This is a genomic window from Streptomyces barkulensis (genome assembly GCF_002843305.1).
Classification (GTDB): Bacteria; Actinomycetota; Actinomycetes; order Streptomycetales; family Streptomycetaceae; genus Streptomyces; species Streptomyces barkulensis.
In genome coordinates, this window is sequence record NZ_PGSG01000009.1 from 123,160 (window position 1) to 136,843 (window position 13,684).

Below are 13,684 nucleotides of genomic sequence, written 5' to 3' on the forward strand. Positions count from 1 at the left end.
ACCATGCGCGACCGCATCCGTGCCCGCAACCGCGCCCGCAGAGCCGCCGTCGGCGCCTGCGCCGCCCTCGCCCTGTCCCTCACCGCCTGCGGCCAGAACTCCGAGGGCGGCGGGAACGGCGGCGCCGGCGGTGACTCCGAGGGGGGCACCATCGGCATCGCCATGCCCACCAAGTCCTCCGAACGGTGGATAGCCGACGGCGAGAACATGGTGGAGCGGTTCGAGGCCGCGGGCTACGAGACCGATCTGCAGTACGGCGACGACAGGGTGGAGAACCAGGTCGCGCAGATCGAGAACATGATCTCCAAGGGGCACCGGGCCCTGGTGGTCGCCGCCATCGACGGCTCCTCGCTCACCGACGTCCTCGGCCGGGCCGAGGAGGCCGGCATCCCCGTCATCGCCTACGACCGCCTCATCCGCGGCACCGCGAGCGTCGACTACTACGCCACCTTCGACAACTTCAAGGTCGGCGAACTCCAGGCCCGTTACATCGTCGACGCCCTCAAGCTGGAGGAGGACGGCGGGGGCGCGGACGACAAGTCGAACCTGGAGCTGTTCGCAGGATCGCCCGACGACAACAACACCGGCTTCTTCTTCAGGGGCGCGATGAGCGTCCTCAAGCCGCACATCGACGACAAGCGGCTGGTCGTGCGCAGCGGCCAGACCGAGATGAACCAGGTCACCACCCTGCGCTGGGACGGCGGCACCGCGCAGAAGCGCATGGACGACCTGCTCAGCCGCTACTACGGCAGCGAGCGCGTGGACGCGGTCCTCTCCCCCTACGACGGCATCTCCATCGGCGTCATATCCGCCCTCAAGAGCGCCGGTTACGGCACGAAGGCCAAGCCCTACCCCGTGGTCACCGGCCAGGACGCCGAGCTGGCGTCCATCAAGTCGATCATCGCCGGCCAGCAGACCCAGACCGTCTTCAAGGACACCCGCAAGCTCGCCGAGCAGGCCGTGCGGATGACCGACGCCGTGCTGAAGGGCGAAAAGCCCGAGGTCAACGACACCGAGTCCTACGACAACGGCGTCAAGACCGTCCCGGCCTATCTGCTGGAGCCGGTCAGCATCGACGAGTCCAACACCGACCTGCTCGTGGACGAGGGCTACTACACCGCCGACCAGCTCAGGTAACCCGGCCCCCACTCCCCCCAGGAGCAGTCATGAGCAGCGTTCTGGAGATGCGCTCGATCACCAAGACCTTCCCCGGGGTCAGGGCGCTGTCCGGGGTCGATCTCACCGTCCGGCCCAAGGAGATCCACGCGGTCTGCGGGGAGAACGGGGCCGGCAAGTCGACGCTGATGAAGGTGCTCAGCGGTGTCCATCCGCACGGCAGCTACGAGGGGGAGATCCTCTTCGAGGGCGAGCCGTGCGCCTTCCGCGACATCCGGGCCAGCGAACGGCGCGGCATCGTCATCATCCACCAGGAACTGGCGCTGGTGCCCTACCTGTCCATCGCCGAGAACATCTTCCTGGGCAACGAGCACTCCTTCCGCGGCATCGTCCGCCGGCGGGAGACCGCCCGTCACGCCGCCGAGCTGATGCGGCGGGTCGGGCTGCGCGAGAACCCGCACACCCGCGTCGCGGACATCGGCGTGGGCAAGCAGCAGTTGGTGGAGATCGCCAAGGCGCTGGCGAAGAGGGTGCGGCTGCTGATCCTGGACGAGCCGACCGCCGCCCTCAACGACGAGGACAGCGCCAAGCTGCTGGGCCTCATCGGGGAGCTGCGCTCCCAGGGAGTCGCCTGCGTCCTCATCTCCCACAAGCTGGGCGAGATCCGCGAGGTGGCGGACACCGTCACCGTCCTGCGCGACGGGCGGACGGTCGAGACGCTCGCCGTCCGCCCCTCCCCCGGCGCCCCCGCCGAGGTCTCCGAGGACCGGATCATCCGCGGCATGGTCGGCCGCGACCTGGACAGCCGCTTCCCGCCGCGCACCCGCTACCGGGGGCCGGACGCCGGGCGGGTGGCGCTGGAGATCTCCGGCTGGACGGTCCGCCACCCCGTCGACCACCGGCGCAAGGTCGTCGACGACGTGTCGCTGAACGTGCGGCGCGGCGAGGTCGTCGGTCTCGCCGGTCTGATGGGCGCGGGCCGCACCGAGCTGGCGATGAGCGTCTTCGGTCGCTCCTACGGCCTGTACGAGGGCGGCACCGTGCGGATCGACGGCGAGGAGGCCGACACCCGTACCGTGCCGCGGGCGGTCGCCCGCGGTCTGGCGTACGTCACCGAGGACCGCAAGACCTACGGGCTGAACCTGATCGACACCGTCAGCCGCAACATCTCCCTGGCCTCACTGCCGAAACTGGCCCGGGCCGGGGTGGTGGACGAGCACCGGGAGCGGCAGGTCGCCGAGGGCTACCGCGACTCGATGAACATCAAGACCCCGACCGTCTCCGAGCAAGTCGGCCGGCTCAGCGGCGGCAACCAGCAGAAGGTCGTGCTCGGCAGGTGGGTGCACGCCGATCCGGAGGTGCTGATCCTCGACGAGCCGACGCGCGGCATCGACGTCGGGGCGAAGTACGAGATCTACACCGCCGTCGACCGCCTCGCCGCCCAGGGCAGGGCGGTGCTGCTGATCTCCTCCGAGCTGCCGGAGCTGCTGGGGATGTGCGACCGGATCTACACCATGGCGGCCGGGCGGCTGACCGGCGAGGTGGCGCGCGAGGACGCGACCCAGGAAGTGCTGATGCGTCATATGACGAGGGACGGGAGCCGAAGCGGCCGATGACGACCGAAGAGAGTGTTGCGCGCAAGGGGCCCGGCGGGCCGACGGGGAACCTCCGGGGCGGTACGGACTCCGGTGGCTCCGGTGGTGACGGCGGCGGTGGTGGCGGCGGTGGTGGCGGCGGAGGCGCCGTGGCGCTGCTGCTGCGGACCGTGCGCTCCGACATGCGGCAGTACGGGATGCTCCTCGCGCTGGCGCTGATCGTCGTGCTGTTCCAGATCTGGACCGACGGCAATCTGCTCAAGCCCGTCAACGTCTCCAACATCGTCCAGCAGAACAGCTACATCCTGATCCTGGCCATGGGCATGATGATAGTGATCATCGCCGGCCACATCGACCTGTCGGTCGGCTCGCTGGCCGCCTTCGTCGGGGCCGCGGCGGCCGTGCTGATGGTCCACCACGACATGTCCTGGCCGGCGGCGCTGGCCTGCTCGCTGCTGATCGGCGCGGTGGCCGGCGCCTGGCAGGGCTTCTGGATCGCCTATGTGGGCATCCCGTCGTTCATCGTGACCCTGGCGGGGATGCTGCTGTTCCGCGGCGGCACCCAGATCCTGCTGGAGGGGCAGTCGCTGGCGCCCTTCCCGCGCGGCTTCCAGAACATCAGCCAGGGCTTCCTGCCCGAGGGCGGCCCGCTGGACAACTACCACGACCTGACGGTGCTGATCGGTGTGGTCGTGGTGGCGGTCGTGCTGTTCCAGGAGTGGCGCGGCCGGCGCCGGCAGCGGGAGTACGAGCTGGAGGTGCTGCCTCTGAGCCTGTTCGTCCTCAAGTGCGTGGCGATCGTGGCGGCGGTGGTGGCGTTCACCCTGACCCTGGCCAGCTACCGGGGCGTCCCGGTGGTGCTGCTGATCATGTGCGGCATCCTGATCGGGCTGGGCTTCGTGATGCGCAACGCCGTCGTCGGCCGCCATGTGTACGCCCTCGGCGGCAACCGGGCCGCGGCCAGGCTGTCGGGCGTGAAGGACAGGCGGGTCACGTTCCTGGTCTTCGTCAACATGGGCGTACTGGCGGCGCTGGCGGGCTGCGTGTACGCCGCCCGGCTGAACGCGGGCACCCCGCAGGCGGGCATCAACTTCGAGCTGGAGGCGATCGCCGCCGCGTTCATCGGCGGAGCCTCGATGAGCGGCGGTGTGGGTACCGTGCTCGGAGCCATCATCGGCGGCCTGGTGCTCGGCGTGCTCAACAACGGCATGTCCCTGGTGGGTATCGGCACCGACTACCAGCAGGTCATCAAGGGCCTGGTCCTGCTGGCGGCGGTGGGATTCGACGTCTGGAACAAGAGGAAGGTGGGCTCGTGAGCACCAGCAGACGCAGTGTGATCGGTGCGGCCGCCGCGGCCGGACTGGCGGCCGCGGCGACCGCGGGACCGGGCGCGGGGGCCGCGCAGGCGAAGCCGGGCGGGCCGTCCGCGCCGCACCGCGCCCGCTTCGGCGAACTGGCGGACGGCACGGAGGTGGACGTCTGGACGCTGTCGTACGGGGGCACCCGGCTGCGGGTGCTGTCCTACGGGGGCATCGTGCAGTCCCTGGAGGTGCCCGACCGGCACGGCCGGCTCGCGAACGTCTCGCTCGGCTTCGGTGACCCGGCCTCCTACGAGGCCGGCTCCCCCTACTTCGGCGCGCTCATCGGCCGCTACGGCAACCGCATCGCGCAGGGCCGCTTCACCCTGGACGGCAGCACCTACGAACTGCCGCGCAACGACGGCGACAACACCCTGCACGGCGGCGACCGCGGCTTCGACAAGCGGATGTGGGCGGTGGAGCCGTTCACCCGGCGCGGCGAGGTGGGGCTGGTGCTGACGCGCACCAGCGAGGACGGCGAGATGGGCTTCCCCGGAAGGCTGGAGGTCCGGGTGGAGTACGCGCTGGACCGCCGCGGCGACTTCCGCATCGGCTACGAGGCCACCACCGACCGGCCCACCGTCGTCAACCTCACCAACCACACCTACTTCAACCTCGCCGGTGAGGGCTCCGGCAGCGTCCTGGAGCACGAGCTGGAGATCGCCGCCTCCCGCTACACGCCGGTGGACGGGACGCTGATCCCCACCGGCGAGCTGGAGCGGGTGGCGGGCACGCCGCTGGACTTCCGACGGGCCAAGCCGATCGGGACGGACATCCGCAAGGCGCACCCGCAGATCCTGTACGGGCAGGGCTACGACCACAACCTGGTGCTGGACAAGGGCATCACCGCCGAGCCCGAGCACTTCGCCACCGTCCGCGAGCCGGTCTCGGGCCGGGTGATGCGGATCGCCACCACCGAGCCGGGCGTGCAGTTCTACAGCGGCAACTTCCTCGACGGCACCCTGGAGGGCACCTCGGGGCGGGTCTACCGGCAGAGCGACGGTTTCTGCCTGGAGACCCAGCACTTCCCCGACTCCCCCAACCAGCCGTCGTTCCCCACCACCGTGCTGCGGCCGGGGCGCACCTACCGCTCCACCACCGTCCACTCCTTCCGCGCCGAGTAGACCGGGCAGGGCGCGCAGGGCGGTGCGCGCAGGGCGGGGGCGGTCCGGACCGGGCCGCCCCCGCCGCCTTGCCGTCAGCGCATCAGCACGTCAGCACGTCAGCACAATCAGCCCGTCAGCCCGTCAGCCCGTCACACGAGCCGGATCATGTTCCACGACATCGGCTCCAGGGTGGCGCGCAGCACCCCGCCGTCCAGCCCCGTGCCCTCCCCCTGTCGGGGGGCGACCCGCTCGGGTTCGGCGAGGGTGTTGCGGGCCTCGGGGTCGGCGTCGGCCAGCACACTGTGCTCGGCGACCCGCTCCAGATCCAGCCCGTGCAGGGCGACCTCCAGAGGCAGGGCGCCGTGCCGGCCGCGGTTGACGGCGAAGACGGTGACGGCGCCGGTGGCCTCGTCCCGCACCGCGGTGGCGTGCAGCAGCGGCACCTCGCCGTACTTCGCGGTGGTGTACGTGGGCGACTGCACCCGTACCTCCAGCACCTGCCCGCGCCCGTGGCGGGATGCCTGGGCGAAGGGGAAGAAGGTGGTCTGCCGCCAGGCCGGGCCTCCTGGCTCGGTCATGATCGGGGCGATGACGTTGACCAGCTGCGCCAGGCAGGCGACGGCCACCCGGTCGGCGTGGCGCAGCAGGGCGATGAGCAGGGAGCCGAAGACGACGGCGTCGGTGACGGTGTAGTTGTCCTCCAGCAGCCGGGGCGCCTCCTCCCAGTCGGGCAGCGGCTCGGCCTGGAAGCGGCGCTGGTACCAGACGTTCCACTCGTCGAAGGAGAGGTTGATGCGCTTGGGCGACTTCAGCCGGGCCCCGACGTGGTCGCAGGTGGCCACCACGTTCTCGATGAAGGACTCCATGTCCACCGCGGAGGCCAGGAAGGAGTCGCGGTCCCCGTCGGTCTCCTCGTAGTAGGCGTGCAGGGAGATGTGGTCGACCAGGTCGTAGGTCTCGGCCAGGACAGTGGCCTCCCAGGCGGCGAAGGTGTCCATCGCCTGGTTTGAGCTGCCGCAGGCGACCAGTTCCAGGGAGTCGTCGAGCCGGCGCATGGCGCGGGCGGTCTCGGCGGCCAGCCGGCCGTACTCGGCGGCGGTCTTGTGACCGGTCTGCCAGGGGCCGTCCATCTCGTTGCCCAGGCACCACAGCCGGATACCGTAGGGCTCCTTGTCGCCGTGGGCGGCGCGCAGGTCGGACAGGGCGGTGCCGCCGGGGTGGTTGGCGTACTCCAGCAGCTCGCGGGCCTCCGCCACGCCGCGGGTGCCGAGGTTGACGGCCATCATGGGCTCGCCGCCGGCCTTGCGGACGAAGTCGATGTACTCGGCCAGGCCGAAGCGGTTGGACTCCACCGACCGCCAGGCGGCGTCCAGGCGGCGGGGGCGCTGTTCGACGGGCCCGACGCTGTCCTCCCAGCGGTATCCGGAGACGAAGTTCCCGCCGGGGTAGCGGATGGCGGTCACGCCCAGTTCGCGGACCAGTTCCAGGACGTCGGTGCGCAGGCCCTGCTCGTCGGCGCGGGGGTGCCCGGGTTCGAAGACCCCCGTGTAGACGCAGCGGCCGAGGTGCTCCACGAAGGAGCCGAACAGCCGGGGGTCGACCTCGCCGACGGTGAAGGCGGGGTCGAGGGTGAACCGGGCCGGATGGGCGGTGCTCATGGATTCCTTCCGTCGGGGGAAGGGGTGAGGCCCGGTTGGGCCCCACCCTGGATTGAAAGGTTTCAGTAAACTACCGGCCAGCCGCCTTCCCAGCGCATCAGGTTGATGCCGAGGGTGGGCGAGCCGTTGTTGTCGCGGTCGTAGTAGTGGTAGACGAGCAGGTCGCCGTCGACGTCCGGCATCACGGACTGGCCGCCGGGGCCGACGACCCGGCCGTGGGTCTCCAGGACGACCGTTCCGCCGTTGTCGCGCATGTCCCTGCCGCTCCGGTCGCGGAACGGTCCGGTGGGACTGGTGGAGCGGCCGACGCGGATGCTGTAGGTGCTGTCGGTGCCGGCGCAGCACTTGTCGAAGGACGCGAACAGGTAGTAGTAACCGCCCCGCTTGACCAGGGTCGGTCCCTCGATGCCGTTGCTGGTGGGGTTGCGGGCGGCCACGGAGTACAGGGTGCGGTCGCCGGGGTGCTGCTTGCCGGTGGAGGGGTCGAGCCGGATCATCTTGATCCCCGTCCACCAGGACCCGAAGGTCATCCACCACTTGCCGTCGTCGTCGACGAACAGGTTGGGGTCGATGGCGTTGTGGTCCGAGCCCGTGGTGGTGGCGTACACCGGGCCGTGGTCGGTCCAGGTGCCGGGCAGTCCGCTGGGGCTGGTGGCCACGCCGATGGCGGAGTGGCTGGAGCCGAAGGTGGACAGGGAGTAGTACAGCCAGTACCGGCCGCCCCGCTTGGAGACGTCCGGCGCCCAGGGGCTGCGCTCGGGCGAGTACCGGCCCCACCAGGAGGGCGGGTTGGGGAACGCCGCCCCGGCGTGGGTGAAGTGGACGCGGTCGGTGGAGACGCGCGCCTGGGGCCCGTTGTGGGTGGAGTAGAGGATGTACCGGCCGTCGTCGAGGCGGACCATAGACGGGTCGTGCACGGAGATGTCGCCGGTCACCCGGCCGGGCCCCGGGTAGGCGGAGGCGCTGCCGGGGACGAGGGCCATCAGCGTGCCCAGCAGGGCGGCGACCAGGGCTGCCAGGCGCCGGCGGGCGGGCCTGCGGGAGGACGCGCGGTGGGGGAAGGTGTGGGGAGAGGCGTGGGGGGAGGTGTGGGGGGAGGTGCGACTGTTCATCGGGCTCCTTCGGAAGTTCTCGGTGACCGGTCGGGGTTCACGGCTTCTTGGGACCTCCTCTCCTGTCCTGCGGGGCGGAACGGGACGGGCGGGACGGGCCGGGGCCGGCCTTCCGTCACTGGCCGGCCAGCCCCGTGTGGGCGACGCCTCGCACGATCTGCCGCTGGAAGAAGGCGAAGACCAGCAGCAGCGGCAACCCGGCGATCACCAGTGAGGCCATCACCTGGGCGTAGCGGGCGCCGTAGGTGGACTGGACGTTGACCAGGCCGACCGGCAGCGTCATCGCGTTCGGGTCGGTGGTCACCAGGAACGGCCACAGGAAGTTGTTCCAGGTCTGGATGAAGGTGAAGATGGCGACGGCGGCCAGGACCGGCCGCGACAGCGGCAGCACGACCGTCCAGAACACCCGCCAGCGCCCGGCGCCGTCGACGTGGGCGGCCTCCTCCAGTTCCCGCGGCACCCCCTCGAAGAACTTCACCAGGATGAACATCATGGCGGGGACGGCGACCTGGGGCAGGATCACGCCCCAGTAGGTGTCGACCAGTCCGAGGGAGACCATCTCGGCGAAGAGCGGGGCGATGAGCACCTGCGGCGGCACCATGATCCCGGCCAGCACGAGCCCGTAGAGCGTCTTCCGGCCGCGGAAGGCGGTGCGTGAGAAGCCGTAGGCGGCCATGGCGCAGGTCGCGACGGTCAGCGCGGTCGTCACGACCGAGATGTAGGCCGAGTTGAGCATCCACCGCGCCAGGTCCCCGGAGGCCCACACCTTCTCGTAGGCGTCGAAGGTGATCTGCGAGCCGATCCACTCCAGCGAGGTGCGCGTCGTCTCGTTCTCGGGCTTGAGCGAGGTGGCCACCGCCCAGGCCAGCGGCAGCACCCACAGTGCCGCCAGGACGAGTGCGGCGGCCAGCAGCGCGACACGGCCCGGGGTCCAGCGCGGCCGCCGGTCGGCCTCACCGGCGGGTCCGGCGGGTCCGGCGGGTCCGGCGGGGCCGGCGGACGGTGCGGCCGGGTTCACGGCCTTCGCGGTCGCGCTCACTTGGCGGCCTCCTCACGAAAGCGGCGGGTCATCCGCAGGTGGATCAGCGACACGATCACGATCAGGGCGAAGAAGACGTAGGAGACGGCCGAGGCGTAGCCGATCCGGTAGCCGGTGAAGCCGGCGTCGTAGACGTACTGCAGGATCGGGCGGGTGCTCTCGTCGGGACCGCCGCCGGTCATGATGTAGACCTGGTCGAAGATCTTCAGCGAGGCGAGGAGCTGGAGGACGACCACCACCGCCGTGGTGCGGTTGAGCATCGGCAGGGTGATGTGGACCAGCCGCCGCCAGGCGCCGGCGCCGTCCAGTTCGGCGGCCTCGTACAGATGCCGGGGGATGGCCTGGAGGGCGGCGAGGTAGAGCAGGAAGTTGAAGCCGACCGTCCACCACACGGTGGTCAGGGCGATCGAGAGCATCGCGTAGCGGGTGTCGGTCAGCCAGCCGATGCCGGGGTCGAGGCCGAGGGAGTTCAGCAGCAGGTCGGCCAGGCCGAAGTCGGACGGGTAGATCATCCACAGCCACAGCAGTCCGACGACGCCCGACGGCAGGAGGAACGGCGCGAACCAGCTCAGCCGCCACAGCCACTGGACCACCCGCAGATGGTGCGCGAGCAGGGCGAGGACGAGGCCCGTGACGACCAGGGGCACGGTGGACAGCAGGGTGAACCACACCGTGTTCCACAGCGACGACCACATCTCGGGGTCCCGCAGGGCCTCGGCGTAGTTGTCCAGGCCGGTGAACTCGCTTTCGGTGCCGGCGATGTTGTCGTCGCCCAGGCTCATCTTCAGGCCCAGCAGCACCGGCCAGACCAGGAAGAGCGCGTACAGCAGCAGGAAGGGGCCGGTGAAGACCAGGCCGTGCTCGGTCCAGTGCCGGCCCGCGGCCAGGGGGCCGGCCCCGGTACGGGCGGCCGCCCGGGCCGGTGGCGCCGGGGTGGTGGGCGCGGTCGCGGTCATGCGTCGCCTCCGAGCGGGTTGGGGGTGTCGAGCAGCGCCTGGAGCCGGGCCCTGGCCTCGTCGAGGGCGCCCTGCGGAGTGCGGGAGCCGGTGAGCACCCCGGAGAGGACCGCGCCGAGTTCGATCCACATGGACGACGCCGAGCCCGCGAACCAGGCGGGCGGGTCCAGGACGACGTCGTCGATCACCGACCGGTACTCCGACTGGGGTTCCAGTTCGAGGTAGCCGGGCTTGCCCAGGGTGGGCAGATAGGCGGGGACGTGGCCGCCCTTGGCCCACTCGACGGTGTTCTTCAGCATCCAGGCGACGAAGGCGTGGGCCGCCTCGTCGCTCTCGCCGCCGCGGTCGCGCTGGTGCGGGAGGACGAAGCAGTGGGAGTCGGCCTGGACGGTGGGGCGCCCGAACAGGTTCGGCACCCGGGTCATGGAGAACGGCAGGTCCAGGTTGGCGAAGGTGCTGACCTCCCATTCGCCGCCCAGGAGAAAGGCGGTCTCCCCGCCGCCGAAGACGCCGACCGTGCCGTTGTAGTCGAGGCGGCTGTGGGCCAGGCCCTCCTCGGTGAGCCGCCGCATGAAGCGCAGCACCGTCAGGGCCTTGGCGTCGTCGATGGTGATGCGGGTGGCTCTCTCGTCCAGCAGGGTGCCGCCGGTCTGGGAGTACAGGGTGGAGAACAGCCGCCAGGGTCCGACGGTGCCGGCGCCGAGGGTCTCGACGGCCAGTGCGGGCCTGCCGGTGACCTTTCCGGCGGCGCGCAGCGCGGCGGCGAACTCCTCGGCTCCGCGGATCGGCTTCGGTTTCCCGTCCGCTTCGAGCAGTCCGGCCTTCCGGCAGATGTCGGTGTTGTAGTAGAGGACCATCGGGTGGGTGTCGAGCGGGACGGCGTACTGCGCGCCGTCGATCCGGCCGCGCCGCCACAGATCGGCGGGGAAGTCGCTCTCGGTCAGGCCGTGTTCGGCCAGCAGGTCGAGGTCGAAGGGGTCGAGCAGCCGGCCGGGGCCGAAGCCGGGCAGCCGCGCCAGGTGGAGGGCGGCGACCTCGGGGGCCCGGCCGCCGGCCCCCGCCATGCCGAGCTTGGTGTAGTACGGGGCGCCCCACTGGAGCGTGGAGGCCTGGAGAGCGATCTCGGGGTGCGCGGCGCGGTAGGCGTCCAGCATCGTCTGCATGTTGACGCCGTCGCCGCCGCCGTAGAGGTGCCAGAAGCGCAGCCGGGTGCGGCCCGCGCCCACGGCGGCGGGAGCGGCGCATCCCGCGGTGCCCGCGGCCCCGGTGGCCGTCATGGCGGCCAGAGCGGCCACGCCGCCGAGCACGCGCCGACGGCTCGGGGCGCGGTCCGGCACGGAGGTTCGACGCATACGACCCACCCTCATGTTCGAAATCTCGGATATTGATCGGATATCCGAACGGGAAATTAGGATCGAACACCGTTCGCGTCAATGGTTCGCGCAGAGACAGCCCTGACGGGCGGCCGCCGCCGTCCGGTACCGGAAACCGGGGCCCGGCTCGCCCAACAGCCTTTTGCCGCCCAGGGGTTCGCTACGCTGCGATCCGCCGCCCCGCACGGCGGAGCCCGAGCCGCCGGTCGGCCCGTCCGCCCGGAGCCGACCGGTTCACCTCACCCACCGCTGGAGATCCCGTGACCACAGAAAGCCGGCCCGACAGCGCGCCGGACACCACCGTCACCTTCATCAACGTCTTCGAGATATCCGCCGAGCACCTCGACACGTTCGTCGCCCGGTGGGAACAGCGCGCCTCGCTCATGCGCACCAGGCCCGGCTTCATCGACTCCCGGCTGCACCGGGCCCGCTCCGCGGAGACCCGGTTCCAGCTCGTCAACGTGTCCCACTGGGAGAGCCAGGAGGCCTGGGAGGCCGCCGTGGCGGACCCCGAGTTCCGCGAGCGCGCCCAGGCCGCGCAGGACGACCCGAGTGCGCGGATCACCTCGAACCGGGGCCTGTACGACGTCGTCGTCGATCTCTCCGCCGCGGAGGCGGAGCCGGGGCCGGAGTAGCCACGCCCCCCGTGCCGCACGCACCCCGGGCACCGCCGGGGGCGTCGCGGCGGGGCGGGGCGCGCCGTGTCCGGCGCGCCCCGGCTCCTCCTGCTCCTCCGGCTCCTCCGGCTTCGACGGGCCGTCAGTTCTCCAGGCTGACGACCATCTTTCCGACGTTCTGTCCGCGGAGCATGCCGAGGAAGGCGTCCACCGCGTTCTCGATGCCCTGGACGACCGTCTCGTGGTACTTCAGCTCCCCGGATCGGATCCAGGCCGAGACCTCCTCGACGAATCGCGGCCGCAGCTCCGAGTGGTCGCCCACGAGCATGCCCTGGATCCTCAGCCGCTTGCCGATGACCAGCGCGAGATTACGCGGGGCCGCGGGCGGCTCGGTGGCGTTGTACTGGGCGATCATTCCGCAGACCACGACACGGCCGTGCGTCCTGAGCGAGCCGATCGCCGCTTCCAGGTGCTCGCCGCCGACGTTGTCGAAGTAGACGTCGATGCCGTCGGGCGCGGCCTCCTTCAACTGCCGTGCCACCGGGCCGTTCTTGTAGTTGAAGGCGGCGTCGAAGCCGTACTCCCCGGTGAGGAGCGCGACCTTCTCGTCCGAGCCGGCGCTGCCGACGACGCGGGAGGCCCCCTTGAGCCGGGCGATCTGACCGACCTGGCCGCCGACCGCGCCCGCCGCACCCGAGACGAAGACGGCGTCGCCCTCCTTGAAGGAGGCCACCTCCAGCAGCCCGGCGTAGGCGGTCAGTCCGGGCATGCCGAGCACCCCGAGATAGGTCGTCAGCGGGGCCAGTTCGGCGGAGACCTTCGTCGCGTGCCTCGCGTCCAGCGTGGCGTACTCGCGCCAGCCCAGGCCGTGCAGCACATGATCGCCCGGGGCGAACCCCCCGGCCTCGGAGGCGACGACGACGCCGACCGCGCCGCCGTCCATCGGCCGGTCCAGTTCGAACGGCGGGACGTAGGACCTGACGTCGTCCATCCTGCCGCGCATGTAGGGGTCGACCGAGAGGTGGAGGTTGCGCACCAGGATCTGACCGGCCTCCGGGGCCCGTACGGGGGCCTCGCGCAGCGCGAACCCCTCCGGCGTCGGCCATCCCTGCGGGCGGGCGGTCAGGTGCCACTCACGTCCGGTGGCGGGCAACGTCATGAGAAACGCCTCCATATGCTTAAGGGTGTGAAACAACGATTCCCTCGATGTTTCACCTTGTCAAGTAAATCGGTACTCTGGGGTCATGGCCTCCCGTCCCGCCCCCGTCGACCCCCTCACCCTCGAGGTCGTCGAGCTGATCGGCTCCGTCGTCCTCCGCTTCCACCAGGAGTACGACGAGGCCGCCGCCAGGCACTCCCTGACCGGAGCGCAGGCCCGGCTGCTCACCCTGCTCCACCACCAGTGCCTGCCCATGAGGGAGATAGCCCGGCGGCTGAAGTGCGAGCCGTCCAACATCACGGGCATCGTCGACCGGCTGGAGTCGCGCGGCCTGGTGGAGCGGCGCCCCGACCCGGCCGACCGCCGCGTCAAGCTCGCCGCCGCCACCGAGTCGGGCCACGAGACGGCCGAACGGCTGCGCGCGTCGATGGACTTCGCCGCCGAACCCCTGGCCGATCTGACGCCGGCGGAGCGCGCTCTCCTGCGCGACCTCCTCAGGCGCACACTGGGCGGCGGCCCCGGCGACGCCTCCCCGGGGGCGTCACCGGACGCCTCCGCGGGCTGAACGGGGCGGGACGAGACGGAGCGGCACCGG

General features: G+C 71.1%; 12 protein-coding genes. 6 read left to right on the plus strand and 6 right to left on the minus strand.

What is annotated here, in order from left to right:
* Nucleotides 1-3 precede the first annotated feature (3 nt).
* The 4 genes from chvE to CUT83_RS02360 are packed head-to-tail and all read left to right on the plus strand — an operon-like array spanning nt 4 to nt 5,193.
* Nucleotides 4-1,137, plus strand: coding sequence for a multiple monosaccharide ABC transporter substrate-binding protein (gene chvE / locus CUT83_RS02345; RefSeq protein WP_101254188.1), 1,134 nt, complete (start codon nt 4-6; stop codon nt 1,135-1,137).
* Nucleotides 1,138-1,166: 29 nt separating this feature from the next.
* On the plus strand, nt 1,167-2,732 hold the full coding sequence (gene mmsA / locus CUT83_RS02350; protein WP_101254189.1) for a multiple monosaccharide ABC transporter ATP-binding protein: 1,566 nt from the start codon (nt 1,167-1,169) through the stop codon (nt 2,730-2,732).
* Nucleotides 2,729-4,027 carry a multiple monosaccharide ABC transporter permease gene (mmsB, locus tag CUT83_RS02355; RefSeq protein ID WP_240958140.1) on the plus strand — a complete coding sequence of 433 codons (1,299 nt, stop codon included), beginning with the start codon at nt 2,729-2,731 and terminating at the stop codon, nt 4,025-4,027. Before mmsA ends, mmsB begins: the two co-directional genes overlap by 4 nt.
* Nucleotides 4,024-5,193 (plus strand): aldose epimerase family protein, encoded by a 1,170-nt coding sequence (locus tag CUT83_RS02360; protein WP_101254190.1) that lies wholly within the window; start codon nt 4,024-4,026, stop codon nt 5,191-5,193. Before mmsB ends, CUT83_RS02360 begins: the two co-directional genes overlap by 4 nt.
* Nucleotides 5,194-5,324: 131 nt before the next feature.
* Here CUT83_RS02360 and arfA read toward each other — a convergent pair whose 3' ends face one another.
* The 5 genes from arfA to CUT83_RS02385 form a co-directional block, all read right to left on the minus strand.
* Nucleotides 5,325-6,833 carry an arabinosylfuranosidase ArfA gene (gene arfA, locus CUT83_RS02365; protein WP_101254191.1) on the minus strand — a complete coding sequence of 503 codons (1,509 nt, stop codon included), beginning with the start codon at nt 6,831-6,833 and terminating at the stop codon, nt 5,325-5,327.
* Nucleotides 6,834-6,895: 62 nt separating this feature from the next.
* On the minus strand, nt 6,896-7,816 hold the full coding sequence (locus tag CUT83_RS02370) for an arabinan endo-1,5-alpha-L-arabinosidase (RefSeq protein WP_240958168.1): 921 nt from the start codon (nt 7,814-7,816) through the stop codon (nt 6,896-6,898).
* Between the two features lie 244 nt (nt 7,817-8,060).
* Nucleotides 8,061-8,984, minus strand: coding sequence for a carbohydrate ABC transporter permease (locus tag CUT83_RS02375; protein WP_420882454.1), 924 nt, complete (start codon nt 8,982-8,984; stop codon nt 8,061-8,063).
* A complete protein-coding gene (locus tag CUT83_RS02380; RefSeq protein ID WP_101254193.1) occupies nt 8,981-9,940 on the minus strand; it encodes a carbohydrate ABC transporter permease in 960 nt (319 codons plus the stop codon). The genes CUT83_RS02375 and CUT83_RS02380 overlap by 4 nt, the downstream gene beginning before the upstream one ends.
* On the minus strand, nt 9,937-11,292 hold the full coding sequence (locus CUT83_RS02385) for an extracellular solute-binding protein (RefSeq protein ID WP_101254194.1): 1,356 nt from the start codon (nt 11,290-11,292) through the stop codon (nt 9,937-9,939). Before CUT83_RS02385 ends, CUT83_RS02380 begins: the two co-directional genes overlap by 4 nt.
* Nucleotides 11,293-11,573: 281 nt before the next feature.
* Between CUT83_RS02385 and CUT83_RS02390 the strand changes: the two genes are divergently transcribed.
* Nucleotides 11,574-11,948: an antibiotic biosynthesis monooxygenase family protein gene (locus CUT83_RS02390; RefSeq protein ID WP_101254195.1), complete on the plus strand. Its 375-nt coding sequence runs from the start codon at nt 11,574-11,576 to the stop codon at nt 11,946-11,948.
* Between the two features lie 124 nt (nt 11,949-12,072).
* On the opposite strand, the gene CUT83_RS02395 is transcribed toward CUT83_RS02390, so the two are convergent.
* Complete coding sequence (locus CUT83_RS02395; protein WP_240958142.1) at nt 12,073-13,089, minus strand: NADP-dependent oxidoreductase; 1,017 nt, start codon at nt 13,087-13,089, stop codon at nt 12,073-12,075.
* An 85-nt stretch (nt 13,090-13,174) separates the two neighbouring features.
* Here CUT83_RS02395 and CUT83_RS02400 point away from each other — a divergent pair, with 85 nt between their 5' ends.
* A complete protein-coding gene (locus CUT83_RS02400; RefSeq protein WP_101254197.1) occupies nt 13,175-13,654 on the plus strand; it encodes a MarR family winged helix-turn-helix transcriptional regulator in 480 nt (159 codons plus the stop codon).
* Nucleotides 13,655-13,684 lie beyond the last annotated feature (30 nt).